The organism is Streptomyces sp. NBC_00203, assembly GCF_045206325.1.
Taxonomy (GTDB): Bacteria; Actinomycetota; Actinomycetes; order Streptomycetales; family Streptomycetaceae; genus Streptomyces; species Streptomyces lutosisoli.
Genome location: NZ_CP108126.1, coordinates 4306340 through 4330729 on the forward strand (window position 1 = coordinate 4306340; position 24390 = coordinate 4330729).

The window sequence follows — 24390 nt, forward strand, 5'->3', positions numbered from 1 at the left end:
GGCGGTGGCCCGCCGGGGGCGGATGTCAGGGTGTTCCCCATGACGATCTCCCCGCCCCCGGCTCCGGCTCCGCCGTCCGGCAGACCGCCTTTCGACGCGGTGCTCTGCGACGTCGACAACGTGATCCGGATCTACGACCCGGCCCCCGTGTCCGCGCTGGAACAGGCCGCCGGACTGGCCGCGGGCACCGTCATGAAGGTGGCGTTCGCGCCGGAGACGGTACTGCCGCTGCTGGTCGGCCGGATCACGCCGGACGAGTGGGCGGAGTCGGTCGCGCGCGGCCTGACCGGCCTCGTGTCCCAGGTGACGGCCCGGGAACTAGGCACGGCGCTCGCCCGCTCCCCCTTCCGGGCCGACGGGACGGTCGTGGCCCTGCTGCGCGGGGCCCGCGCCGAGGGGCTCCGCCTGGTCCTCGTCTCCAACGCCACCGTCCAGCTGGAGGAGGACCTGGAGGTGCTGGGGCTGACGGACTTCGCCGACGACGTCGTCAGCAGCGCACGCGTCGGGATCGCCAAGCCCGACCGGCGCATCTTCGAGATCGCCGTCGAACGAGCCGGGGTCCCCGCCGAGCGGTGCCTCTTCGTGGACGACACCATCGAGAACGTGGAGGCGGCGGCCGCGCTCGGCATGCGAGCGGTCCACTACCGCGAACCGGAGGACCTGCGGCGGGCGCTGGCCGGCCTGTAACCGCGTACTCCTCAGGTGTTCGACCCGCACCGCCAACACCCCTAGCACGGCCCGCAGTTCGGCCGCCACGTCACTGTGCGGTGCGCTCCGCGATGAGCCGGCGGCACTGCTGTGCGCGGGCTGCCGGTTCGTCGTCCGTTGAGGAGAGCTCCGGCAGATGGTGACCCGCCCCTCATCTTGCCGCGCGCAAAAGAAGAGAGGCACCCTTTCGGATGCCTCTCACCTGAGCCTGCTGCCGGAATCGCGGTTACGGCAGGTTGCGGGCCATGACGATGCGCTGGACCTGGTTCGTGCCCTCGTAGATCTGGGTGATCTTGGCATCGCGCATCATGCGCTCGACCGGGTAGTCACGGGTGTAGCCGTAGCCGCCCAGCAGCTGGACCGCGTCCGTCGTGACCTCCATGGCGACGTCCGAGGCGAAGCACTTGGCCGCCGCGCCCTGGAAGGTGAGGTCCTTGTCGCCGCGCTCGGACTTCGCCGCCGCCTGGTACGTCAGGGCGCGGGCGGCCTCGATCTTCATGGCCATGTCGGCGAGCATGAACTGGATGCCCTGGAAGTCGGCGATCGGCTTGCCGAACTGCTTGCGCTCCTGGACGTAGCCCTTGGCGTAGTCAAGGGCGCCCTGGGCGATGCCGAGGGCCTGGGCCGCGATCGTGATGCGGGTGTGGTCCAGGGTCTTCATGGCGGTGGCGAAGCCGGTGCCTTCGTCGCCGATCATGCGGTCGGCCGGGATGCGGACGTTGTCGAGGTAGACCTCGCGCGTCGGGCTGCCCTTGATGCCGAGCTTCTTCTCCGGGGCGCCGAAGGAGACTCCCTCGTCCGACTTCTCGACCACGAAGGCCGAGATGCCCTTGGAGCGCTTGCTGGGGTCCGTGACCGCCATCACCGTGTAGTACTCGGAGACGCCGGCGTTCGTGATCCAGCGCTTCACGCCGTTCAGGACGTAGAAGTCGCCGTCGCGGACCGCCTTGGTCTTCATGCCCGCCGCGTCCGAACCGGCGTCCGGCTCGGAGAGGCAGTACGAGAACATGCCGTCGCCCTTGGCGAGCGGGGTCATGTACTTCTTCTTCAGGGCCTCGGAGCCGGACAGGATGACCGGGAGCGAGCCCAGCTTGTTCACCGCCGGGATCAGGGAGGAGGACGCGCAGACCCGCGCCACCTCTTCGATCACGATGACCGTGGCCAGCGCGTCGGCGCCCGCGCCGCCGTACTCCTCGGGTACGTGCACCGCGTGCAGGTCGGAGGTGACCAGCGCGTCCAGGGCCTCCTGGGGGAAACGGGCTTCCTCGTCCACCACTGCGGCGTACGGCGCGATTTTCGCCTCGGCCAGCGAGCGGATCGCGTCCCGGAGCATGTCGTGCTCCTCGGACGGGCGGTACAGGTCGAAATCAGCCGATCCGGCCAAGGTCTCTCACGCTCCAAGGATGCTGTGATGGTGGCGCTAACTACCGTTAAGTAACCCAAATTTTAGGGGCCCGCCCACGGGAGTGATACGTGAGCTTGGCGACAGAGGGAAAACAAGGGGAGAACTGCCCCGTGAGGGGGCTCCGCACGCCCCGACTATGCTCGGGCAGCGCACCTATGCCGTAGACCCCAGGAGCATCCATGGCCCTCAAGATCACCGTGATCGGCACCGGCTACCTCGGCGCCACGCACGCCGCGGCCATGGCCGAGCTCGGTTTCGAGGTCCTCGGGCTGGATGTCGTGGAAGAGAAGATCGACATGCTGCGGCGGGGCGAAGTACCGATGTACGAGCCCGGGCTCGAGGAGCTGCTGCGCAAGCATGTCGCGGGGATCGAGGGGTCCACCGGGCGGCTTCGGTTCACCATGGACTGGGCCGAGGTCGGGGAGTTCGGCGACGTCCACTTCGTCTGTGTGAACACGCCGCAGAAGCACGGTGAGTACGCGTGTGACATGTCGTACGTCGACGCCGCCTTCGAATCGCTCGCGCCGCATCTGCGCGGGGCCGCCCTCGTCGTCGGCAAGTCCACCGTGCCCGTCGGCTCCGCGGAGCGGCTGGCCGCGCGGCTCGCCGAACTCGCGCCCGCCGGTGAGGACGCCGAGCTCGCCTGGAACCCGGAGTTCCTGCGCGAGGGCTTCGCCGTGAACGACACGCTGCACCCCGACCGGATCGTGGTGGGTGTGCGCAGCGAGCGGGCGGAGAAGCTGCTGCGCGAGGTGTATGCCACGCCCGTCGAGGCGGGGTCGCCGTTCGTCGTGACCGACTTCCCGACCGCCGAGCTGGTGAAGACCTCCGCGAACTCCTTCCTCGCCACCAAGATCTCCTTCATCAACGCGATGGCCGAGGTCTGCGAGGCCGCCGGCGGCGATGTCGCCAAGCTGGCCGAGGCGATCGGGCACGACGAGCGGATCGGGAAGAAGTTCCTGCGGGCCGGGATCGGCTTCGGCGGTGGCTGTCTGCCGAAGGACATCCGCGCCTTCATGGCCCGTGCCGGTGAGCTCGGTGCGGACCAGGCGCTGACCTTCCTGCGCGAGATCGACTCCATCAACATGCGGCGCCGCGGGCAGATGGTGGAGATGGCCCGGGAGGCGCTGGGGGGCGGCTCCTTCCTCGGCAAGCGGGTCGCCGTACTCGGCGCGACCTTCAAGCCCGACTCGGACGACGTCCGGGACTCGCCCGCGCTGAACGTCGCCGGGCAGATCCACCTCCAGGGCGGCCAGGTCACCGTCTACGACCCGAAGGGCATGGCGAACGCCAAGCGGCTCTTCCCGACGCTCGGGTACGCCGACTCCGCCGTCGAGGCCGTGCGCGGCGCCGACGTCGTACTGCATCTGACGGAGTGGCGCGAGTTCCGCGAGCTGGACCCGGCGGTGCTCGGCGAGGCGGTCACGGCCCGGGTGGTGCTCGACGGGCGCAACGCCCTCGACCCCGAGGTGTGGCGCCGGGCCGGGTGGACGTACCGGGCGATGGGGCGGCCGACCGCCTGAGACTTGGCGATGGGGCGGTCCACCGCCTGAGACTTGGCGATGGGGCGGCCCAGCGCCCGAGACTTTCAAGGCGACGCCGGTCCGGCCGAGGCTCAGTCGGCCGGACCGGCGTCTGTTGCATTCTGCACCACGTCGCTGTGCGTCGAGCGGTGTCCGCCCGACTCCCCGTGACCGAGCGCTACTTGGCGCGGTATCGGCGCATCTTCGCGCGCGCCCCGCACACCGACATCGAGCACCAGCGGCCCCTGCCCGCCGGGGAGCGGTCGTAGTACGCCCGGTGGCAGTCAGGAGCCTCGCAGGCCTTCAGGCGCGGCCAGGTGCCGTCGACGAGGGACGCGGCGATCGCCGCCGCGACGCGGGAGGCGAGGGGTGCGGAGCCGGCGGGGGCGAACCCCGCGCTGCCGTCGCGTTCGTCGACCGTGATGTGCAGGGGTGCCCGGGCCAGCAGCTCACCGAGGGGGACGACGGTCCGGTGCGCCGGGTGGCCCGCGTGCGCCAGGCAGACCACGCGCAGCGACTCGCGCAGCTCGCGTGCCGCTTCCGCCTCGCCCTGCGCCAGGCCGAAGCGGGCCAGCCCCTCGGCCGTGTCCAGGGAGTCGGCGCCCGATTCGAGGTCGAGGGTGTTCACCAGGGACTGGATCAGGGCCAGGCCGCCGGGTGCGGGCGCGCGGTCATTCATGGTTGCGACGTTACCTCTTGTGCGGGAGCATGCAGTAACCGTTACCCCTTACAAGGTTCTACGGGTAACCCATCTTCCCTAGGAGGAGTCATGGCTCTCGCCAAGCTGGGTGTCGTCGTCCTGGACTGTCCCGACCCGGGTGCGCTCGCCGGGTTCTACGCCGAGGTCTTGGGCGGCACGGTCCAGGGCGAGGGCGACTGGGTCGACCTCGACGTGCCCGGCGGTCAGCCACTGGCGTTCCAGGCCGCGCCCGGTCACGTACCGCCGAAGTGGCCCGCGCCCGACGACTCGCAGCAGTTCCATCTGGACCTGACCGTCGACGACCTGGACGCGGCGGAGAAGGGCGTACTGGCGCTCGGCGCGAAGCCGCTGGACGCCGAGGACCGGTCGCGGTCCTGGCGTGTGTACACCGACCCGGCGGGGCATCCGTTCTGTCTGTGCGCCTGCTGACCCTGTCGGGACTTCCAGGTGTACGCCGATCCGGCGGGACACCCGTTCTACCTCTGCCGGATCGAGCACCCCTGAGAGACGGGTGGATCGAGCACCCCTGGGAGAGGGCCGGATCGTGCACCCCTGAGAAACGGGTGTCAGCCGTCGAGTTCCGCGATCTTCGCCGATGACGGTGCGCGGCGCTGCTGGGCGGCGCGGGCCGTGAAGTCCGCGCTGCGCAGGACCCGTTGGACATTGCCCCAGGTGAGCAGGGCGAGGTCGGTCTCGGACCAGCCGCGGGAGAAGAGCTCGGCGATCAGGTTCGGGTAGCAGGACGCGTCGGCGAGGTCCTGCGGGTGGGCGGCTCCGGAGTCGTACGTCCCCGAGAGGCCGACGCACTCCGGCCCGGCGAGGGTGCGGACGTGGTCGAGGTGGTCGGCGACGTCCCGTACGGACGGGCCCGTCTGCTCGGCCGTGAGCGGGACGAGGCACAGGCCCTTGGCGGCGCCCAGTTCGGCGAGGACGTCGTCGGGGAGGTTGGCCGGGTGGGGGCGCAGCGCGCGGGCCGCGGAGCGGGTGAAGAGGACCGGGGCCTTGGAGGCGACGAAGGCGCGGCTGATGGTGGCTTCCGAGGTGCCGGAGAGGTCGGCGAGCACGCCGAGGCGGTTCATCTCGCGCAGCACCTCCTCACCGAACCGGGTCAGGCCCGCCTCGCTCGCCCAGGAGGCACCCGCGAGGGTCAGGACGCGCAGGCCGAGCGCGTGCAGGCCGCGCAGAATACCGAGCGAGTCGCCGAGCGCGGGCGCTCCGGCGGGGCCGAGCACGACGGCGACACGGCCGCAGTTGCGGGCGTCGGTGACCGCGGAGGCGCTGCGCGTCATACGCAGGCCCTCGGGGTGCGCCTGGACCACCGTCGTCACCAGGTCCAGCTGCTCCAGGGTCGCGCCGACGGCCCGGTCCCCGGCGAGGCCCTCGGGCAGGTGCAACGACCAGAACAGCGCGCCCACATGGCCTTCCCTCATCCGGGGGACGTCCGTGTCCACAGCGCTCTCGCCCAGCTCCAGGTCGAACCAGGGCAGATGACGCAGCGCCCAGGGCAGACCGCTGTAGCCGTCGGCGACGGGGTGGCCGGCGAGGAAGGCGTGGGCCCGCTCCAGCGGGTCGGCAGCGGCGTCGGGCTCGGGCTCGGCGCTCTCAGGAAGCTCGGGGGACTTGGGGAACTCGGAGGGCTTGGCGAGCTCGGGGAGCTCGGGAAGCCTTGGAAGCTCGGGGGAAAGCTGCTCGGCCTCCGGCCAGACGGCAGCGGGCCGGTCGAGCTCTCCCACCTCCGCGGTGGTCTTCAGTTCGTCCTGCAGGTCTGCCATGACGGGACTCCGTGGGGTGGACGGTGATCTGATCGCAGTACCGTCACCGTGGCACGGAGCCCGGGGGGCTTCCTGGTGGGTGGGGCGTTCGGGGGTACGTCCCACGGGTGCACCCCCGGGTACGTCGCACGGGTACGCCCCACCCACCAGCGGGGATGTCAGCCGTCCAGCTGCTCCAGCGTCGCGTTCGACGGGGCCCGCCGCGCCTGGAGGTCGCGGGCCACGTCCTCGGCCGCGCCCAGCACCCGTACCGCGTTCTGCCAGGTCAGCTTGGCGAGGTCGGCCTTCGACCAGCCGCGGCCGTACAGCTCGGCGATGAGGTTCGGGTAGCCGGAGACGTCGTCCAGGCCGTCCGGGGTGAACGCCGTGCCGTCGTAGTCGCCGCCGACGCCGAGGTGGTCGATGCCGGCGACCTCGCGCATGTGGTCGAGGTGGTCGGCGACCGTCGAGACCGTGGCGACGGGGCGCGGGTGGGACTCCTCGAAGACGCGGTGGACCTTCATGCCCTCGGGGGTGGTGTCGAGGTGGTGGAAGCCGTTCGCCCGCATGTTGTCGTCGGCCGCGGCCGTCCAGTCGACCGCCGCCTGGAGGACGAACTTCGGCACGAACGTCACCATCGCCACTCCCCCGTTGGCGGGCAGCCGCTCCAGGACGTCGTCCGGGATGTTGCGCGGGTGGTCGCAGACCGCGCGCGCGGAGGAGTGCGAGAAGATCACCGGCGCACTGGTCGTGTCGAGCGCGTCCCGCATGGTCGTCGCCGCGACGTGCGAGAGGTCCACGAGCATGCCCTCGCGGTTCATCTCCCGTACGACCTCACGGCCGAAGGCCGTCAGGCCGCCCACGGCGGGGACGTCCGTCGCCGAGTCCGCCCACGCGATGTTGTCGTTGTGGGTGAGGGTCATGTAGCGGACGCCCAGGGCGTACAACCCCCGCAGTGCGGCGAGGGAGTTGTCGATGGAGTGGCCGCCCTCCGCGCCCATGAGCGAGGCGATACGGCCCTCCGCCCGCGCCGCCTCCATGTCGGCCGCCGTCAGCGCGGCGCGCAGGTCCGACGGATAGCGGTCGATCAACTGCCGTACGCAGTCGATCTGTTCGAGCGTCGCGGTGACCGCGCCCGGCAGGTCCGAGCGGACGTACACCGACCAGTACTGGGCGCCGACCCCGCCCGCGCGCAGGCGGGCCAGGTCCGTGTGCAGATGCGCGCTCTGGTCGGTGGCGATGTCGCGGGCGCCGAGGTCGTAACGGACCTGCTGGCGCAGCGCCCAGGGGAGGTCGTTGTGGCCGTCGACGACGGGGAACTCGGCGAGGAGCGCGCGGGCCTGGTCGAGAGGCGGCATGCGCGTCACTTCCCGAAGCCGAAGCCGCCGGCCGCGCCCTCGACCTTGGCGCGCAGCCGCTTGCCCTTCTCGGTGGCCTGATCGTTCAGTTCCTGCTGGAACTCCCGCATCCGGCCGAGGAGTTCCTCGTCGTACGTGGCGAGGATCCGGGCGGCCAGCAGGCCCGCGTTGCGCGCACCGCCGACCGAGACGGTCGCGACCGGGACACCGGCCGGCATCTGCACGATCGACAGGAGGCTGTCCATACCGTCGAGGTACTTCAGCGGGACGGGTACGCCGATGACGGGCAGCGGGGTCACGGACGCGAGCATGCCGGGCAGGTGGGCGGCGCCGCCCGCGCCCGCGATGATCGCCTTGAGCCCGCGCTCGGCGGCCTGCTCGCCGTACGCGATCATCTCGTGCGGCATGCGGTGCGCGGAGACGACGTCGACCTCGTACTCGATCTCGAACTCGTCGAGAGCCTGGGCGGCCGCTTCCATGACGGGCCAGTCGGAGTCCGACCCCATGACGATGCCTACAACGGGGCTCATTCTGTGATCGTGCCTCTCAGGTAGCCGGCTGCGTGGTGGGCACGCTCAAGGACGTCGTCCAGGTCGTCGCCGTAGGTGTTGACGTGGCCGACCTTACGGCCGTGCTTCACGTCCTTGCCGTACATGTGGATCTTCAGCTGGGGGTCGCGGGCCATGCAGTGCAGGTACGCGGAGTACATGTCCGGATAGTCGCCGCCGAGGACGTTCGCCATGACCGTCCACTTGGCGCGCGGGCGCGGGTCGCCGAGGGGGAGGTCGAGGACCGCGCGGACGTGGTTGGCGAACTGGGAGGTGATCGCGCCGTCCTGGGTCCAGTGGCCCGAGTTGTGCGGGCGCATGGCCAGTTCGTTGACGAGGATGCGGCCGTCGCGGGTTTCGAAGAGCTCCACGGCCAGGTGGCCGACGACTCCGAGTTCCTTCGCGATGCGCAGGGCGAGTTCCTCGGCCCGCAGCGCCAGCCCGTCCGCTATGCCGGGGGCCGGGGCGATGACCGTGTCGCAGACACCGTCGACCTGCCGGGACTCGACGACGGGGTACGCGACCGCCTGGCCGTGCGGGGAGCGGACGACGTTCGCCGCGAGTTCCCGTACGAAGTCGACCTTCTCCTCGGCGAGGACGGGGACGCCCGCGCGGAAGGGTTCGGCCAGGGCCGCGTCGTCGGCGGAGCGGATGAACCACACGCCCTTGCCGTCGTAGCCGCCGCGGACGGTCTTGAGGATGACGGGGAAGCCGTCGCCCTCGTCGCCGTCCGAGAGGCCCTCCGCCGCGAACGCCACGACGTCGTCGGCGTCGCTCACGATGCGGTGCCTCGGGCACGGCACGCCGATCTCGTCGAGCTTCGCCCGCATCACGCCCTTGTCCTGGGCGTGCACGAGTGCGTCGGGCCCTGGGCGGACGGGGATGCCGTCCGCCTCCAGGGCACGCAGGTGCTCGGTGGGTACGTGTTCGTGATCGAAGGTGATCACATCGCAGCCCCTCGCGAAGTCACGCAGCGTGTCGAGGTCGCGATAGTCGCCGATGACGACATCGCTGACGACCTGCGCCGCGGAATCCTGAGGGGTGTCACTGAGGAGCTTGAACTTGATGCCGAGCGGGATGCCCGCCTCGTGTGTCATACGAGCGAGCTGCCCCCCGCCGACCATGCCGACTACCGGGAACGTCACGCTCCAAGAGTATCGGCCGCGCCACGGTGGCCGGTTTCCGTGCCGGTAAGCCCGTCTTTCCGCGCCGGTAGGCCGGTCTTCCCGCGCCGGTGACCGCAGGTTTTCTTTGCCGGTGACCGCATCTTTTCTTACCTGTGAGCCCGTGCACAGGCATCGGCGAGGGCCGCTGGTTAGCATTGCTGCGTTGACGTACGTGACGTGAACGACCGACAAATCCGACCGACGGGGGCTGGCGACACCATGGGCAGTGCTTCATCGGGGGCTCATGCGAGGCCTCGCAGCGCGGTTCGCCGCCGGTTCGACCTGCTCATTCGTGAGGCCGCCAAGTTCGGTGCGGTCGGCGGGGCGGGGCTGCTCGTCAACCTGCTCGTGTTCAACCTCGTACGCAACGTCACCGGGCTGCAGGTCGTGCGGGCCAGTGTCATCGCCACCGTCGTCGCGATCATCTTCAACTACATCGGGTTCCGCTACTTCACCTACCGGGACCGTGACAAGGGTGGGCGCACCAAGGAGCTGACGCTCTTCCTGCTGTTCAGCGCGATCGGGCTCGTCATCGAGAACGGGGTGCTGTACGCGGCGACGTACGGGTTCGGGTGGGACAGCCCGCTGCAGAGCAACGTGTTCAAGTTCCTCGGCATCGGGATCGCGACGCTCTTCCGGTTCTGGTCGTACCGCACGTGGGTGTTCACGGCGCTGCCGGCGCGGGAGGCCGTGGCGAGTGCGGAATCGTTCCTTGACGCGGGGGCGGAGTCGCGGCCGCGGGCCAGGGTGAACTGAGCCTCAGCGATTCGACCGCTCCGCGCCCGACGCCTCCCGGCGCTCCGCGCCACCTCTTCGCCGCTCCGCGGCGGGGTTTTCCCACCCACCGACCCGTGCGGGTGGGGCGTGGGGCTGGGGTTTGGGGGCTGGGGCTTGGTCCAAGGCTGGGGCTTGGTCCAGGGCTGGGGCTTGGTCCAGGGCTGGGGCTTGGTCCAGGGCTGGGGCTTGGTCCAGGGCTGGGGCTGAATCACGGGGCGAGGCCGAGACCGGGGCTGGAGCTGAGATCCGGGCCGGAGCCGAGACCCAGGCTGGAGCGGAGACCCGTGCCAGGCCCCGTCGGCCTTCGCTCTACCTGACCGTTCGCTCGTCGTCCTCCGTCATCGGTGGCCTCTTCATCGGCGTGCGGGACAGGAACAGGCCGAAGACCGGAGGCTGAGCCTGGAGCATCTCCAGGCGGCCGCCGTCGGCCTCCGCGAGGTCGCGGGCTACGGCGAGGCCGATGCCCGTGGAGTTGCGGCCGCTGATGGTGCGCTCGAAGATGCGGGCGCCCAGGTCGGTGGGGACGCCGGGGCCCTCGTCCGTGACCTCGACGACCGCCTGGTTGCCGGTGACGCGGGTGCGCAGGGCGACCGTGCCGCCGCCGTGCATGAGCGAGTTCTCGATCAGCGCCGCCAGGACCTGGGCGACCGCGCCGGGGGTGCCCACCGCCCGCAGGTGCCGTTTGCCCGAGCTGACGACGGCGCGGCCCTCGCTCCGGTAGGCCGGGCGCCACTCCTCCAGCTGCTGCTTGATGACCTCGTCGAGGTCGAAGGAGACGGCCGAGCCGGTGCGGGGGTCGCGGGCGTTGGTGAGGAGTCGTTCCACCACGTCCGTGAGGCGTTCCACCTGCGTCAGCGCGATGGTCGCCTCTTCCTTCACCGTGTCGGGATCGTCGGTGAGGGTGATCTCCTCCAAGCGCATGGAGAGCGCCGTGAGAGGCGTACGGAGCTGGTGGGAGGCGTCGGCGGCGAGGCGGCGCTCGGCGGTCAGCATCCGTGCGATCCGCTCCGCGCTGCCGTCCAGGACGTCGGCGACGCGGTCCAGCTCGGGGACGCCGTACCGCTTGTGGCGCGGGCGGGGGTCGCCGGAGCCCAGCCGTTCCGCGGTCTCGGCGAGGTCGGTGAGAGGGGAGGCGAGGCGGTTGGCCTGGCGGACGGCCAGGAGCACGGCGGCGACGATCGCGAGCAGGGCGACCGCGCCGATGATCAGAAGCGTACGGCCGACTTCCCTCGTCACCGACGAGCGTGGCTCCTGGACGGTGACCGTCTCGCCCTCCTCGCCGTCGGCGGTGTAGTGGATGACCTCGCCGGTGGGCTTGGTGCCGACCTCGATGGGCGGGCGGCCGGGGATCCTGATCACGGCGTAGCGCTGGTCCGTGACCTGGTTCTTGAAGGTCTCCGCGGTGATGTTCTCGTCGCCGAGGATGCGGCTGTCCACGATGCTGGCGAGGCGGAGTGCCTCGGAGTCCACGCGTTCCTGGGCGCTGTTGCTGATCGTGCGGGTCTCGACGATGACGAGGGATACGCCGAAGACGGCGATCACGACGAGGACCACGGCGAGTGTGGACTGGATGAGACGGCGACGCACGGGGCCCTCCGGGCAGGTGGCTGGTCGTGCTCCAGTGTGCCTTGCCGCTGCGCTGGGCTGGAGCGAGTGCGTGGCCTGCGCCCCCGGGCCCCCTAAAAGATTGCGCAGTTCCCCGCGCCCCCTAAAGACGGGGTGGTTCGTCGGCTGCGGGACGGTGGGGGTTGCTCGCGCAGTTCCCCGCGCCCCTATAGGGGCGCGGGGAACTGCGCAATCTTTTAGGCGCGCCCCCACCCACCCGCAGCCAAACAGACAACCCCCACCCGCCCAACCCAGCGGAGCGGATCAGCTCTTCTCGAAGCGGAACCCGACGCCCCGTACCGTCGCGATGTACCGAGGGTTCGCCGCGTCGTCGCCGAGCTTCTTGCGGAGCCAGGAGATGTGCATGTCGAGGGTCTTGGTGGAGGACCACCAGGTGGTGTCCCAGACCTCGCGCATGAGTTGGTCACGGGTCACGACGCGTCCGGCGTCGCGGACAAGGACCCGCAGCAGGTCGAACTCTTTGGCCGTGAGCTGGAGTTCCTCGTCGCCCATCCAGGCGCGGTGCGACTCGACGTCGATCCGCACGCCGTGCGTGGCGGGCGGCTGCTGGGGCTCGGCGGCGCCGCGCCGCAGCAGCGCCCTTACGCGGGCGAGGAGTTCGGCGAGCCGGAACGGCTTGGTGACGTAGTCGTCGGCGCCCGCGTCGAGGCCGACGACGGTGTCCACCTCGTCGGCGCGCGCGGTCAGGATCAGGATCGGGACGGTGTGTCCCTCGGCGCGCAGTCGGCGGGCCACTTCCAGGCCGTCCATTCCGGGCAGGCCCAGGTCCAGGACGACCAGGTCGACGCCGCCCTGCATTCCTGCGTCGAGCGCGGTGGGGCCGTCCTCGCGCACCTCGACCTCGTAACCTTCCCGGCGCAGTGCGCGGGCCAGCGGCTCCGAGATGGACGCGTCGTCCTCGGCGAGCAGTACACGGGTCATGGGGTGATGGTAGTCCGCCTCGGACGACAGCTGTGGGGTGATCGGCCTCCGTGATTCACACCCGCCACCCGTGTGATTCTTACCTGCGGCTGTGGGATGTGATCCTGGCAAGTGCCTTCGAATGCGCGATCTTGGTTCCATGATCGCCTGTGATCCATCTCTCAAGTCCTTCCATATGCCACATTGGCATGTCGTATGGTGACCAGACGCCTGTAGCACCACACCGGGACCTTTGGCGAGCTATTGATGCTAAAGGTCTCTTTTGTGTGCGGGCTGGTGTTCGCCAGCCTTGAAAGGAATGACCTGTGGCCGGGCCCGAGCGCATCGACGCGTGACGGGCGTGGATCCCGGTGGTCGTCGTCCACCGTTTCGTAATCCGGAGCGGACTCCCCCGTGGGCGTGGGGGCGGACGATCGAATCCCGCCGGTGCCGGCCGCCCCCCACCGGGCGCGCGACGCTCAAGCAGCGCGTCCCGACCAGCAAGGAACGACCATGGCGTCCAGCCTGACGAAGGACTCGGTGACTCCGGGCACCCCCGGTTCCGAGAGGACCTTCTTCGGCCACCCCCGCGGACTGGCCACCCTCTTCATGACCGAGATGTGGGAGCGTTTCTCCTACTACGGCATGAAGGCACTGCTCCCGCTGTACCTGGTGGCACCGGGCGGCCTGCACATGAGCGCGGCCTCCGCGACCGCGATCTACTCGGTGTACCTGTCGCTGGTGTACCTGCTCGCCCTGCCGGGCGGCTGGTTCGCCGACCGTGTCCTCGGCCCCCGTAAGACGGTCGCCGTCGCGGGCATCATCATCATGCTGGGCCACCTCACGTTGGCCCTGCCCTCCGCCGGCACCTTCTACGCGGGCCTCGGGCTCGTCGCGATCGGTTCCGGTCTGCTGAAGGCCAACATCTCCACGATGGTCGGCCACCTCTACGACGGCCCGGACGACCCGCGCCGTGACGGTGGCTTCACCCTCTTCTACATCGGCATCAACCTCGGTGCCTTCGCCGCTCCGCTGATCATCGGCACCGTCGGTGAGAACGTGAACTGGCACCTGGGCTTCGCGCTCGCCGCGCTCGGCATGGCCCTCGGCCTCGCCCAGTACCTGCTCGGCAGCCGTCACCTCAGCGCGCGTTCCAGCGACATCCCCACGCCGCTGTCCGCCGAGGAGAAGGCCGCGACGCTGCGCAAGTCCGCGATGTGGGCCGCCGTCGCCGTCGTCTTCTACTGCATCGTCGGTTTCTCGGGCCACTACACGCTGAACTGGCTGCTGGTCCCGATCACGATCGCCGGTCTGATCATCCCGATCATGGTCATCGCCCGTATCAAGCGGGACAAGGACCTGAACCGCGTCGACCAGAAGAAGATGTCCGCGTACATCTGGTTCTTCGTCGCCGCGGCCGTCTTCTGGATGATCTACGACCAGGGTGGTTCGACCCTGTCGATCTTCGCCGACTCCTCCGCCGAGAACACCATCTTCGGCTGGGAGTTCCCGGTCTCCTGGTACCAGTCCGTCAACCCGGTCATGATCATGGCGCTCGCCCCGGTCTTCGCCTGGGCGTGGCTGGCGCTGAACAAGCGCGGCAAGGAGCCGAGCACGGCCACGAAGTTCGCGACGGGTCTGATCCTGATCGGCGCGTCGTTCTTCCTCTTCCTGGCCCCGCTGACGATCGCCCAGGACGGTCACAAGGCCGCCGCGATGTGGCTGGTCGCGATCTACTTCGTGCAGACCGTCGGTGAGCTGACCGTTTCCCCGGTGGGTCTGTCGGTCACCACGAAGATGGCGCCCGCGAAGTACGCCTCCCAGATGATGGGTGTCTGGTTCCTGGCCGTCACCGCCGGTGACGCCACGACCGGTCTCCTCTCCATCGCCGAGGTCGACCTCAACAAGACGGGCATCGTCGCCCTGGAGGCCACGCTCGCCGTGATCGCCGGTGTCGCGGTGTGGATGTACCGCAAGAAGGTCAAGGAGCTCATGGGCGACGTGCACTGACGCACGCGCGTAACGCTTCTCCTGCCGGAGGGCCCCGCACCACTTGGTGCGGGGCCCTCCGTAGTTCGTCGACTGCGGGCCGGTGGGGGCCGTTCGCGCAGTTCCCCGCGCCCCTAAAGGGGGCGCGGGGAACTGCGCGATCTTTTAGACCAGCCCCCACCCATCCGCACCCGACACACAACCCCTCAGCGCAGGCGTCGCCTCGGCATGAACGTGAAGACCGCTCCGCCGAGCAGAATCGCCGTGCCGGCCACAAAGCCGAGGGCCCGAAGCCCGCCGTGATCGTTCGCGCCGGTCTCGGCCAGGCCTCCGCTGGAGGAGGACGAGGAAGAGGACGAGGACGAGCCCGACGTCGTCGCGCCGGAGACGCCGCCCGCCTGCTTCTGGACGTCGAGTTCCAGTGAGACACCGGTCTTCGTCGCCTTGCAGGGGATCGTGATCGGGTCGGACCCGGCACTCAGCGTCACGACGATCGTCAGATCGCCTGGGCTGAGCGTGGCCTTGCCGTCCGCTCCGGGCTTGTACGTGCCCGTCATATCGCTGAGCGAGACCGGGTCGCCCGTGTTGAGGGCGTCCTTGTTGGCAGGGCCGTTGACCGTGACCGAGCCGCTGTCGTCGCCGCCGACCGTGATGACCATGGAGGGCTTCAGCGCGCCCGCGGGCAGCGGTGCGGGGCTGTCCATCACGCCCTCGGCGGTCTTCACCGTGAGGTCGTAACTCCCGCCGTTCTTCTTGGCGTTGATCGTCGCCGAAGAGTCGATCTTGGAGGGTCCGGGCGAGGTGCAGGCGAAGGACGTGGTCACCGTCTTGCCTTCGAAGTCGGTCTGACCGTCATCGCCGCCGGAGGTGGAACCACCGGAGGTCGAACCACTGGACGTCGTGCCACCGTCGGTCGTCGTGCCACCGTCGGTCGTGTCGCCGGTCGTGGATCCACCCGAAGTCGTACCGCTGGTGTCACCGCCCGTCGCCGTACCTCCGGAGGTGGTCGTATCGCCCGAACCGCCCCCGTCGTCCGTCACCTTGATGGTGGCGGCGGCCGGCACCGTCTCCTGGGGTGTGCACTTGGTGTCCGTCGAGTAGGCGGTGATGGTGTACGCGTCCGGGGTCAGCGTGACATCGCCCGCCGTCGTCAGCTTGATCGTGCCCTTCATGTCGGACAGCACCATGTCGCCGCCCTTGGGAATCGCCGGGTTCTCCTGCGGCCCCTCCATCGCGATGTCCTCGGTCTGCGCACCGGACGCCTTGAGGGTTCCCGTGGGCTTGACCGAGTCCTTCGGCAGGTCGATGAGGTCCGGGTTCTTGGACGCCGCCTGGGTGAACTTCCACACGACCTCGACCTCGTCACCCACCTTCGCCGTCGCCGGTGCGGTGATGTCCACCTTGGTGGTGCCCTCGACGGGGTCCAGGCCGGAGGCCGAGGGCGGTATGCACTCCGTCTTGAACGACACCTCGGCGGCCTGTGCCGGGGCCGCGGTCACACCCAGCAGGATGCCCGCGCCGCCGAGCATCAGCGCGACCCCGGCCGCGCTCAGTCTCCGTCCGGCTGCCGGTGCCACTCTCCGTTGCGTGCTCACGAATGTCCTTTCGTCGTCGGGCTGTTCTCTTGCGGTGCGGAGAGCTGACCGTTCGCCACGGTCCCCGGATCGCTGTCGGGGGTGAACCACGGCAGGGACGGGGTCGTGGAGGTCTTCGGTGACACCGGCGGGGAGGCCGGTGAGGGACTCAACTTCGGTATGCGTACGGTGAGTTCGGGCAGCCGGAAGCCACGGTGACGGCCGCCGCGCCCGTTCGGCCTGTGCGGCCGCACCCGGTCCACCACGGCCATCCCGATACGGAACACCGCGCCCGGTACGACCACGCAGAGCAGGATCCAGAAGAGGGTCACGCCCCAGGGGCGGCCCACGCCCCACGGCTGTTCGGCGAGCACCTTCCCGCCGTACTTCAGCGAGACCGTGTAGTCGCCGTGCGCCCCGGCCGACAGTTCGACCGGAAGTTTGATCTGCGCCTTGCGGCCGGGCGCGATCGTGCCGCGCCACTGCTGTTCCTCCCACTGCGGGGCGAACACCCCGTGGGAGGTGCCGACCTGGAAGACGGGGTTCTTCACGGGGGCGGTGCCGACGTTGCCGACGGTGAAGACGAGGGTGCGGGAGGGCGGCGAGCCGAACCAGGTGAGCAGACCGCTCGACCCGTCGAGGCGCGTGTCCGTCAGCACGGAGAGCCGGCCGCCGCTCTCCTCCTTCGGCAGCGGCTCGACCGAGTGCCCGGCCACCATGAAGATGGCGTCCGCGTCCGCCTTCTCCCCCGTGACCGTGGCGACATGCACCACGCACGGACACGGCTTGGGCGGCTCGGTGACCGGCAGCTGCTTGCTGAAGTTCCCCTTCGCGTCGGTGGTGACGGCCCGGCCGTCGGAGTTGGCACAGGAGTTGGTGCCGCCGATCACTCCCCGGGACGGCACGGACTGGCCGCAGATCAGCATCATCAGCAACGTCTTCGGCCGCCAGCCACTGCCGGTCACCGTGATCGAACCACCCGTCCCCGCCTGGGACTTGGACAGTTTCACGCTCGGCTTCCCGGCGGCGGACGCGGAGGACACCGGCCCCACCAGGGGGGCCAGGACGAGCGCGAGCACCGCCACGAGTGCCGCAATCCTCAGCCTGCCGTTCACGACACCGCTCACGACACCGTTCACGACACCGCTCCCGTCAACTCGACTTCCGTACGCGGCTCTTCACTCGCCCCACCGTCCGACGCGGGACGCCCGCGTCGCCGTACGCCCCATCCCGTACGACGCCTGTGACGCCGTACGGCCCACCAGGCACCCACCGCCGCGAGGCCGCCCCCGGCCCCGGCCACCGCGCCCCACGGCACGAACCGGGCCGACGAGGTCGCCGTGTCGTGCGCGCCGCCCGCCGCCGTCACCGTCAGCCGTACGTCGACCGCGTCCAGCGCCGGGGTGTCGCGCCACGGCTCGCTGAGCGTGACGCGGCGGCCCGGCAGGAGTTCGACGGGCAGGGTGCGCGGGGCGCGGTCGAGGAGCGTGCCGAAGACACCGTCGGCGTGCACCGCGAGCTTCGGGGTCAGGACGGTGGTGCCGCGGTTGACCAGTTCGTACGAGATCCGGCCGCCGCGCACGGTGACGTGCTCGACAGTGAGCGCCGACAACGTCGGTCCGCTCACCCGCAGTTGGACCCGCACCGCCGCGGACCGTCCGCCGCCGCTCGCGACGATCGCGCCGGGGTGGTCGCCGGGCGCCGCGCCCGCCGGGACGCTCAGGGTGAACGGCACGTCGGCGCGGGTGTGCGCGGGGACCCGTACGGACACCGAACGCACCGCCGCGCGCCGCCCGCCCGTCTCCCGCGCGAAGCCGATCCACGCACCCGTGTCCGTCGACTTGGTCCGTACGGTGAAGCCGCCGCCCGCGGTGTTGTCGGCGTCCGCGCCGCGCAGCCGGACGGTGAGCGGCTCGGCGCCCGGGTTGAGCACGGACACCGCGTCCTGGAGGACCGTGCCGGGCGCGCCCTCCGCGTAGACGTACGGCCGGCCGGCCGCCGCGTCCGGCGTACTCGTGGACGGCACGACGGACCAGCCGTCGTCGGCCAGGGCCGGGGTCGCCGGTGCCGTGATCGACAACATCAAGGTCAGGCCCAGCACGCGGGCAGCGGAGAGTGCGTACGGCATCGAGCGGCTCCTGATCGTCGTACCCGGAGATCTCAGCGGCGTGCCGCCTGATGCCTCCGCGTCAGCCACAGGACGCCCGCCGCGCCCGCGAGCAGTACCGTGCCGCCGAGCGTGCCGAGGGCGATCGCCGAGTCCTCGGGGCCGGTCTGCGGGAGCTGGCCGGAGTCCGATCCGCTCTGGGTCCCGCTCGTCGACGAGCCCGAACCGCCGCTCGCGGCCGTGACGTCGAGGGTCAGCGAGGGCTTGGGGCTGTTCGTAGGAGAGCACGTGGTCGTCGTACCGAGCGCCTTGATGGTGAGCACGCCCGCGGTGAAGGTGACCTTGCCGGACTTCTTCGGCGTGTAGGTGCCGCTCAAGTCACTGATTTTGATGGGGGTGTTGGCGGGGATCGCGGCCGCGTTGGCCGGTCCGCTCACCGCCACCGTGCCGCTGCCGGCGCCGCCCAGCTTGATGACGGCGCTCGGCTTCATCGCGCCCTTGCCCAGCTCGACCGGGCTGGAGGAGACGCCCTTCTGCCAGGACATGGTGAGCTTGTAGCCGCTGCCGCTCTTGACGCTCTTGATGTCGATGGGCGAGACGGCGCTCTTGTCGCCGATCGGCGTCTTGCAGTGGTAGTTGACGTTCACCACGGCGGCCTGGGCGGCGGGGGCTGCCATCAGCACCGCCGAGCCGGCCAGGGCCGCGGCGAACGCGAGCGCGGCGGTTCGTTTCTGGTACGTCCGGTACGACACCTCGAAGTCCCCTCGTCGCCGAAATCACTGACGGCATTTACTGACGGCACATCAGATTGGGCGCTCAAAGTACGCCCGGTCACTTGTGGAGGGAAGACAAAGTGCGCGCCGGATCTGAGGAGATCCGGCGCGCATACGATGACGTACGAAGAGAGATTCGAACGCTGGTCGAACCATGGGTAACCCCTGGTAGGAGTTACGTGGGGCTACGCGGGTGCCCCAAGTTCTGCCCACACGGTCTTGCCCGCGACCCCCGGAGTCCGTACGACCCCCCAGTCGAGGCACAGCCGCTGCACGATGAACATCCCGTGGCCGCCCGGGCGTCCGGCGCGGTGCGGGGTGCGCGGGGCGGGCTGGCCGGCACCCCGGTCGGAGACCTCGACGCGAAGCACCTTGCCGTCACAGGCGATCCAGAGCTCGTCCGGGCCCTCGGCGTGCAGACAGGCGTTGGTGACGAGTTCGGAGACCACCAGCAGGACGTCCTCGGCGGCGGCCCGCCGGTCGGCGCTCGCGGCGGGCAGCCAGCCCCACGCGTACAGCGCCTGACGGGCGAAGTCGCGGGCGAGCGGTACGACACCACTCGCGCCGTCGAAGCTCAGCCTGCGGGCCTGGCGGCCGGCCGAGGGTACGGCGGCGGCGCCGTCGCCCGGCTGGGGGCCGCGGTCGTCCGGCTCCGGGCCGCGGTCGTCCGGCGAGTAAGGCCGGGTGGTGCTCATCAGCGCTTCACCTCACCGATTCACCAGTTCATGATTCAAGACTCGACACTCAGTACGTATGGATCGACGGCGCGTTCGCCGCCTGGGCTGCCGGCACATGCGCTGCCGACATATTCAGGATGTCTCCTGCCCGACCGAACCGTGCGAACACCCACGTTTTCGGCACGGAACATGTGACGCGAGTAACGCGAGCAACACGAGTGATGCGCAGATCACACAGGGGCAGCCGGAGCGCGGCCGCGGCGGAGGGGTGAGCGGCCGGGGGCCGCTCAGTCGGCCAGGGCCGCTTCGAGCGTCTCGTGGACGGTGAAGACGGCGTCCACCCCGGTGATCTCGAAGACCCGGGCCACCACCGGCTGCATCCCGGTCAGATGGACCCCGCCACCCGCGGCCTCGGCCTTCAGCCGGGCGCCGAGCAGCACGTTGAGCCCGGTGGAATCACAGAACTCCAGGCGCGAACAGTCGACGACCAGACGGGCGAACCCTTTTTCCAGGCAGTCGTCGAGTGGCTCACGCAACACATCGGCCGTGTGGTGATCCAGCTCACCCGAGGGGGTCACGACGGCGCTTGAGCCCTCTTCCCTCACCTCGACAAGGAGCCGGCCCGACTGTGCGCTGCCGACCGTCCCGCGGTCCATGCCGTCCATCTCCAAAGCGTCGCGACTGCTGATGTACGCCCTCGAACACTACGCCTTCCTCACACACCCCGACACCCGAACAACCCCCCGAAAAAGGACATTTCATAATGAAACGCACTTGCGGCGACCTCGCGAAAGCGGGTAGGGCTAGTAGAGACACCTATTCACCACGACCGGCTACGGAGGCGCCGCACACCGCAGCGCACGCATTGGCATCGGCGGCCATATGCCGAGAACGATGGAGGACACCATGTCACCCCGGCTCGACGCATCGCAGACCCAGACGGCGACGTCGACACCCTCTCCGGAAGGACTTGAGGGGCTCCCGGAGATCCCCCCGTACGACGAGGTGGGGCCGGTGGACGCGCGGGCCCTGTCCAAGACACTCTTCGAGCGGCTGGAGTCCCTCGAAGAAGGCACCCACGACTACGCGTACGTCCGCAACACACTCGTCGAACTCAACCTCGCGCTGGTCAAGTTCGCCGCCTCCCGCTTCCGCTCCCGCAGCGAGCCGATGGAGGACATCATCCAGGTCGGCACCATCGGCCTGATCAAGGCGATCGACCGCTTCGAACTGAGCCGCGGCGTCGAATTCCCCACCTTCGCGATGCCGACGATCGTCGGCGAGATCAAGCGCTTCTTCCGCGACACCTCGTGGTCCGTGCGCGTACCGCGCAGACTCCAGGAACTCCGCCTCGACCTGGCCAAGGCCGGCGACGAACTCGCCCAGCAGCTGGATCGCGCCCCGACGGTGGGCGAGTTGGCGGAGCGCCTCGGCATCACCAACGACGAGGTCGTCGAGGGCATGGCGGCGTCGAACGCCTACACGGCCAGTTCGCTGGACGCCCAGCCCGAGGAGGACGACTCCGAGGGCGCGCTCGCGGACCGCATCGGCTACGAGGACCACGGGCTCGAAGGCATCGAGTACGTCGAGTCCCTGAAACCCCTGATCGCCGAACTCCCGCCGCGCGACCGGAAGATCCTCGCGCTGCGCTTCGTCGCCAACATGACCCAGTCCGAGATCGGCGACGAACTCGGCATCTCGCAGATGCATGTGTCGCGCCTGCTGTCGCGGACGCTGGTGCGGCTGCGGAAGGGTCTGACCGTCGAGGAGTGAGGGCCGTACGTCAGCTGTGCTCCGTACGTCAGTTGTGAGTCGGCCGTACGTCGTTGACCGCGTCCGGTGCCCCCATCGCCAATCGCCGGGGCACCGGACGCAGTTATGGATGGGCCTCGGACGCAATCACAGCTTGGCATCAGGCCGGGTTACTCCGGGAAACCCCTTTTCCCACAGGTTCACCTCCATCACTATGGGCACCCCCCCATACCCGCCGGTAGCTCAAGGCTCCGGCCGGCAGAGCGACGGGGATGCGAGTGCGAGGAGGCACGGGAATGGCTGGGGCCGGCCGGACCGACGCTGAGGACGAGGACGCTGGGGCCGAGGGCGGCATACACGCCACGGCGTCCGACGCTCAGCTCACCGAACTGTTGCGTGCCGACACTCCGACCGCGTATCCGGCGCTGCGCGAACTGCGCGGGCGACACCGGCCCGCGGTCCTCACGTACGCACGGCTGTGCACCGCGGACGAGACCGCCGCCCGGCAGCTCACGGCGCAGGCGTTCGCCCTCGCGGCGCGCGACACGGCGCGGGGCATCGACCCCAGGGGGCCTTGGCGGCACCAACTGCTCCTCCTGGCAGGGCAGGTGGCCGCTTCCTGGGCGATGGACGAGCGCGGCAGCCGCCTGGACCCGGGCCTGCTCACCCACCTCGCCGAGGCGGGCCCCGAGGGACGCGACCCGGTGATGCTCGACGCGTTCCAGGCGCTGCCGACCCGCATACAGGGACTGGTCTGGTACGGCGTCGTCGACGAGGAACCCGACGCCAGGACCGCGATGCTGCTCGGGGCCACACCCCAGGACGTGAGGTACGGCAAGGAGCCCGCGTTCCAGACCCTGCGCCAGGCCTGCCTGAAGGCCCGCCTCGCCCGGTCGGGCAACCCCCGCTGCCAGGACTTCCGCCGGCTGATCGAGGAGGCGGCGCACCCCGAGAACCCGCGCTACAGCGCCGACCTGCACGCCCACATGGCGCACTGCGGGCACTGCGCCGCCGCGTACGAGGAGCTGGGCGCGCTGCGGGACACCCCGCGCGAGGCGCTGGCGGAGGGGCTGCTGCCGTGGGGCGGGGCGGCGTACGTCATGACGGGGGCCGAGACCCGAACTCCCCGTGAGCCGGCGGCCGGCTGGGCCTGGCTGCCCTCGCGGCGCGTCGTCCTCGCCGCGGTCGGGCTCGGCGTCGCGGCGGCGCTGCTGTTCCTGCTGACGTCGGGCGGTTCGGAGCCCGCGCGGACGGCCGGGGTGGTCCGCACTCCGCAGGCGCCGCCCCCGGTGACGGTGACCGCGACGGTCTCGGTCACGCCGTCCCCGTCGCCGTCGCCGTCGGCCACGTCCAAGTCCCCCTCGCCCACGCACACGTCGAAGCGATCCGCGTCCCCCACGCCCTCGAAGACACCGAAACCCTCGCCGACACACACCGCCCCGCACCCCCCGAACGGCACCTTCGCCCAGGTGGTGAACGCCGGCTCGGGCCTCTGCCTGGACATCCGCGACGGCGTCATGGACCTGGGCACGGACGTCATCACGGCCCGCTGCACCTCGTCCCGCACCCAGATGTGGCGCGTCGACTCCGACCGCGGCGTCCTCCAGTCGTACGCCGACCCGGACTTCTGCCTCGACAGCCGCGGCTCCACCGACCGGGGCGTCGGCATCTGGGAGTGCAGTTCGGTCTACGGCTCCAACGGCCAGAACCTGCGCTTCACGGTCGACTCCCGCGGCGAGATCCGCCCGGGGATCGCCCCGGACCACGTGGTCACGCCGTACGGCGACGGGCTCGTGCTCGCCTATGACCAGGGGCGGGACGACCAGCGGTGGCGGGCGGGCTCCGCCGCGTGACCCCGCCTACCCGACCGGGACTCCGCGCCGCCACACCTGCGACACCAGCGGCACGCCCGGCCGGTACGCCAGGTGCACATGGCTCGGGGCGTCGAGGAAGGCCAGGTCGGCGTAGGCGCCGGGGGTGACGCGGCCGATGTCGGTGCGGCGCAGGGCCGCCGCGCCGCCCGCCGTCGCCGACCAGATCGCCTCGTCGGGCGTCATCCTCATGTCCCGTACCGCCAGCGCGATGCAGAACGGGACGGACGAGGTGAAGGACGAGCCCGGGTTGCAGTCCGTGGACAGGGCGACGGTCACGCCCGCGTCGAGGAGGCGGCGGGCGTCGGGCCATTCGGCGCGGGTGGAGAACTCGGCGCCGGGGAGCAGCGTCGCCACGGTGTTGCCGTTCGCCAGCGCGTCCACGTCGGCGTCAGTCAAGTGCGTGCAGTGGTCGGCGCTCGCCGCGTCGAGTTCGACGGCGAGCTGGACACCGGGGCCGTACGACAACTGGTTGGCGTGGACGCGCGGGTGCAGGCCCTTCGCCTTGCCGGCGGTGAGGATCGCGCGGGCCTGGTCGCCGTCGAAGGCGCCCTTCTCGCAGAAGACGTCGATCCAACGGGCGTACGGGACACAGGCGTCGAGCATCTGGCCGGTCACCAGGGCCACGTACCCGGCCGGGTCGTCGGCGTAGTCGGGCGAGACGATGTGCGCGCCGAGGTAGGTGACCTCGTCGGTGTGCGCGGCCGCGATGCGCAGGGCACGGGACTCGTCCTCGACGGTGAGGCCGTAGCCGGACTTGGTCTCGAAGGTGGTGGTGCCCTGGCGGAGGGCCTCGCCGAGATAGTGGACGAGGTTGCGCTCCAGGTCCTCGTCAGTCGCCGCCCGCGTCGCCGCCACCGTCGTACGAATGCCGCCCGCCGTGTAGCCGCGCCCCGACATACGGGCGTTGAACTCCTCGGTGCGGTCGCCCGCGAAGACGAGGTGCGAGTGGGAGTCGACGAAGCCCGGGATCACCGCGCGGCCACCGGCGTCGACCTGATTGTCAGTGGCGGGTGCTTTGCTTTTCTCACCGGTCCACGCGATGCGGTCGCCGTCGATGACGACGGCCGCGTTCTGGATCAGACCGAGAGGGGACCCGTCACCGAGGGAGGGATCGTTGGTGACCAGGCTGGCGATGTTGGTGATGAGCGTGTTCGTGCTGGTCGTACTGGTCCTGCTGCTCAT

General features: G+C 70.2%; 22 protein-coding genes. 7 read left to right on the top strand and 15 right to left on the bottom strand.

Translation table 11 applies throughout. The annotated features are described in order from the left end of the window. Positions 1-39: 39 nt before the first annotated feature. Positions 40-687, top strand: coding sequence for an HAD family hydrolase (locus OG975_RS19350; protein ID WP_406330533.1), 648 nt, complete (start codon positions 40-42; stop codon positions 685-687). Positions 688-934: 247 nt separating this feature from the next. Here OG975_RS19350 and OG975_RS19355 read toward each other — a convergent pair whose 3' ends face one another. Further along, on the bottom strand, positions 935-2092 hold the full coding sequence (locus OG975_RS19355; protein ID WP_406330534.1) for an acyl-CoA dehydrogenase: 1158 nt from the start codon (positions 2090-2092) through the stop codon (positions 935-937). 200 nt (positions 2093-2292) lie between these two features. On the opposite strand from OG975_RS19355, the gene OG975_RS19360 reads away from it, so the two are divergent. Continuing rightward, positions 2293-3636: a UDP-glucose dehydrogenase family protein gene (locus OG975_RS19360; protein WP_406330535.1), complete on the top strand. Its 1344-nt coding sequence runs from the start codon at positions 2293-2295 to the stop codon at positions 3634-3636. A gap of 178 nt (positions 3637-3814) precedes the next feature. Here the strand turns inward: OG975_RS19360 and OG975_RS19365 are convergent, their stop codons facing one another. Then, positions 3815-4315 (bottom strand): CGNR zinc finger domain-containing protein, encoded by a 501-nt coding sequence (locus tag OG975_RS19365; protein ID WP_406330536.1) that lies wholly within the window; start codon positions 4313-4315, stop codon positions 3815-3817. Between the two features lie 90 nt (positions 4316-4405). Here OG975_RS19365 and OG975_RS19370 point away from each other — a divergent pair, with 90 nt between their 5' ends. Then, entirely contained in the window at positions 4406-4765 is a 360-nt protein-coding gene (locus OG975_RS19370) for a VOC family protein (RefSeq protein WP_327429228.1), read from the top strand. Between the two features lie 137 nt (positions 4766-4902). On the opposite strand, the gene OG975_RS19375 is transcribed toward OG975_RS19370, so the two are convergent. The 4 genes from OG975_RS19375 to OG975_RS19390 form a co-directional block, all read right to left on the bottom strand. After that, positions 4903-6108 carry a dipeptidase gene (locus OG975_RS19375; protein ID WP_406330538.1) on the bottom strand — a complete coding sequence of 402 codons (1206 nt, stop codon included), beginning with the start codon at positions 6106-6108 and terminating at the stop codon, positions 4903-4905. A gap of 158 nt (positions 6109-6266) precedes the next feature. Further along, positions 6267-7445, bottom strand: a complete 1179-nt coding sequence (locus OG975_RS19380) for a dipeptidase (protein ID WP_406330539.1) — start codon at positions 7443-7445, stop codon at positions 6267-6269. 5 nt (positions 7446-7450) lie between these two features. Beyond that, on the bottom strand, positions 7451-7975 hold the full coding sequence (purE, locus tag OG975_RS19385; protein WP_369259940.1) for a 5-(carboxyamino)imidazole ribonucleotide mutase: 525 nt from the start codon (positions 7973-7975) through the stop codon (positions 7451-7453). Further along, positions 7972-9138, bottom strand: coding sequence for a 5-(carboxyamino)imidazole ribonucleotide synthase (locus OG975_RS19390; RefSeq protein WP_406330541.1), 1167 nt, complete (start codon positions 9136-9138; stop codon positions 7972-7974). The genes purE and OG975_RS19390 overlap by 4 nt, the downstream gene beginning before the upstream one ends. 240 nt (positions 9139-9378) lie before the next feature. On the opposite strand from OG975_RS19390, the gene OG975_RS19395 reads away from it, so the two are divergent. Beyond that, positions 9379-9915 carry a GtrA family protein gene (locus OG975_RS19395; protein WP_406330542.1) on the top strand — a complete coding sequence of 179 codons (537 nt, stop codon included), beginning with the start codon at positions 9379-9381 and terminating at the stop codon, positions 9913-9915. Positions 9916-10245: 330 nt separating this feature from the next. Here OG975_RS19395 and OG975_RS19400 read toward each other — a convergent pair whose 3' ends face one another. Further along, complete coding sequence (locus tag OG975_RS19400) at positions 10246-11523, bottom strand: ATP-binding protein (RefSeq protein ID WP_406330543.1); 1278 nt, start codon at positions 11521-11523, stop codon at positions 10246-10248. 282 nt (positions 11524-11805) lie between these two features. Then, a complete protein-coding gene (locus OG975_RS19405; RefSeq protein WP_018566970.1) occupies positions 11806-12483 on the bottom strand; it encodes a response regulator transcription factor in 678 nt (225 codons plus the stop codon). Between the two features lie 492 nt (positions 12484-12975). Between OG975_RS19405 and OG975_RS19410 the strand changes: the two genes are divergently transcribed. Next, positions 12976-14472: an oligopeptide:H+ symporter gene (locus OG975_RS19410; RefSeq protein WP_406330545.1), complete on the top strand. Its 1497-nt coding sequence runs from the start codon at positions 12976-12978 to the stop codon at positions 14470-14472. A gap of 185 nt (positions 14473-14657) precedes the next feature. On the opposite strand, the gene OG975_RS19415 is transcribed toward OG975_RS19410, so the two are convergent. From OG975_RS19415 to OG975_RS19440, 6 genes are all read right to left on the bottom strand, one after another. Further along, the gene (locus tag OG975_RS19415) at positions 14658-15980 is read right to left on the bottom strand and encodes a hypothetical protein (protein ID WP_406336342.1); all 1323 of its coding nucleotides are present in this window, start codon (positions 15978-15980) and stop codon (positions 14658-14660) included. A 62-nt stretch (positions 15981-16042) separates the two neighbouring features. Next, on the bottom strand, positions 16043-17140 hold the full coding sequence (locus OG975_RS19420) for a hypothetical protein (RefSeq protein ID WP_406336344.1): 1098 nt from the start codon (positions 17138-17140) through the stop codon (positions 16043-16045). 20 nt (positions 17141-17160) lie between these two features. Continuing rightward, positions 17161-18153, bottom strand: a complete 993-nt coding sequence (locus tag OG975_RS19425; RefSeq protein WP_406330546.1) for a hypothetical protein — start codon at positions 18151-18153, stop codon at positions 17161-17163. Between the two features lie 32 nt (positions 18154-18185). Further along, on the bottom strand, positions 18186-18884 hold the full coding sequence (locus OG975_RS19430; protein ID WP_406330547.1) for an LPXTG cell wall anchor domain-containing protein: 699 nt from the start codon (positions 18882-18884) through the stop codon (positions 18186-18188). Between the two features lie 206 nt (positions 18885-19090). Beyond that, a complete protein-coding gene (locus OG975_RS19435; protein WP_406330548.1) occupies positions 19091-19600 on the bottom strand; it encodes an ATP-binding protein in 510 nt (169 codons plus the stop codon). Between the two features lie 269 nt (positions 19601-19869). Then, positions 19870-20238 (bottom strand): STAS domain-containing protein, encoded by a 369-nt coding sequence (locus tag OG975_RS19440; protein WP_406336346.1) that lies wholly within the window; start codon positions 20236-20238, stop codon positions 19870-19872. Positions 20239-20488: 250 nt separating this feature from the next. On the opposite strand from OG975_RS19440, the gene OG975_RS19445 reads away from it, so the two are divergent. Both OG975_RS19445 and OG975_RS19450 read left to right on the top strand, forming a co-directional pair. Continuing rightward, positions 20489-21355 carry an RNA polymerase sigma factor SigF gene (locus OG975_RS19445; protein ID WP_406330549.1) on the top strand — a complete coding sequence of 289 codons (867 nt, stop codon included), beginning with the start codon at positions 20489-20491 and terminating at the stop codon, positions 21353-21355. 275 nt (positions 21356-21630) lie between these two features. Then, on the top strand, positions 21631-23187 hold the full coding sequence (locus tag OG975_RS19450; protein WP_406330550.1) for a ricin-type beta-trefoil lectin domain protein: 1557 nt from the start codon (positions 21631-21633) through the stop codon (positions 23185-23187). A gap of 6 nt (positions 23188-23193) precedes the next feature. Here the strand turns inward: OG975_RS19450 and hutI are convergent, their stop codons facing one another. Next, a complete protein-coding gene (gene hutI, locus OG975_RS19455; protein WP_406330551.1) occupies positions 23194-24390 on the bottom strand; it encodes an imidazolonepropionase in 1197 nt (398 codons plus the stop codon).

Coding starts and splice junctions, on each gene's coding strand:
- OG975_RS19405 (WP_018566970.1), bottom strand. CDS start 12,483: ATGACCCGTGTACTGCTCGCCGAGGACGACGCGTCCATCTCGGAGCCG.
- OG975_RS19380 (WP_406330539.1), bottom strand. CDS start 7,445: ATGCCGCCTCTCGACCAGGCCCGCGCGCTCCTCGCCGAGTTCCCCGTC.
- OG975_RS19415 (WP_406336342.1), bottom strand. CDS start 15,980: ATGCTCGGCGGCGCGGGCATCCTGCTGGGTGTGACCGCGGCCCCGGCA.
- OG975_RS19365 (WP_406330536.1), bottom strand. CDS start 4,315: ATGAATGACCGCGCGCCCGCACCCGGCGGCCTGGCCCTGATCCAGTCC.
- OG975_RS19445 (WP_406330549.1), top strand. CDS start 20,489: ATGTCACCCCGGCTCGACGCATCGCAGACCCAGACGGCGACGTCGACA.
- hutI (WP_406330551.1), bottom strand. CDS start 24,390: ATGAGCAGCAGGACCAGTACGACCAGCACGAACACGCTCATCACCAAC.
- OG975_RS19360 (WP_406330535.1), top strand. CDS start 2,293: ATGGCCCTCAAGATCACCGTGATCGGCACCGGCTACCTCGGCGCCACG.
- OG975_RS19435 (WP_406330548.1), bottom strand. CDS start 19,600: ATGAGCACCACCCGGCCTTACTCGCCGGACGACCGCGGCCCGGAGCCG.
- purE (WP_369259940.1), bottom strand. CDS start 7,975: ATGAGCCCCGTTGTAGGCATCGTCATGGGGTCGGACTCCGACTGGCCC.
- OG975_RS19395 (WP_406330542.1), top strand. CDS start 9,379: ATGGGCAGTGCTTCATCGGGGGCTCATGCGAGGCCTCGCAGCGCGGTT.
- OG975_RS19370 (WP_327429228.1), top strand. CDS start 4,406: ATGGCTCTCGCCAAGCTGGGTGTCGTCGTCCTGGACTGTCCCGACCCG.
- OG975_RS19375 (WP_406330538.1), bottom strand. CDS start 6,108: ATGGCAGACCTGCAGGACGAACTGAAGACCACCGCGGAGGTGGGAGAG.
- OG975_RS19450 (WP_406330550.1), top strand. CDS start 21,631: ATGGCTGGGGCCGGCCGGACCGACGCTGAGGACGAGGACGCTGGGGCC.
- OG975_RS19410 (WP_406330545.1), top strand. CDS start 12,976: ATGGCGTCCAGCCTGACGAAGGACTCGGTGACTCCGGGCACCCCCGGT.
- OG975_RS19350 (WP_406330533.1), top strand. CDS start 40: ATGACGATCTCCCCGCCCCCGGCTCCGGCTCCGCCGTCCGGCAGACCG.
- OG975_RS19425 (WP_406330546.1), bottom strand. CDS start 18,153: ATGCCGTACGCACTCTCCGCTGCCCGCGTGCTGGGCCTGACCTTGATG.
- OG975_RS19440 (WP_406336346.1), bottom strand. CDS start 20,238: ATGGACCGCGGGACGGTCGGCAGCGCACAGTCGGGCCGGCTCCTTGTC.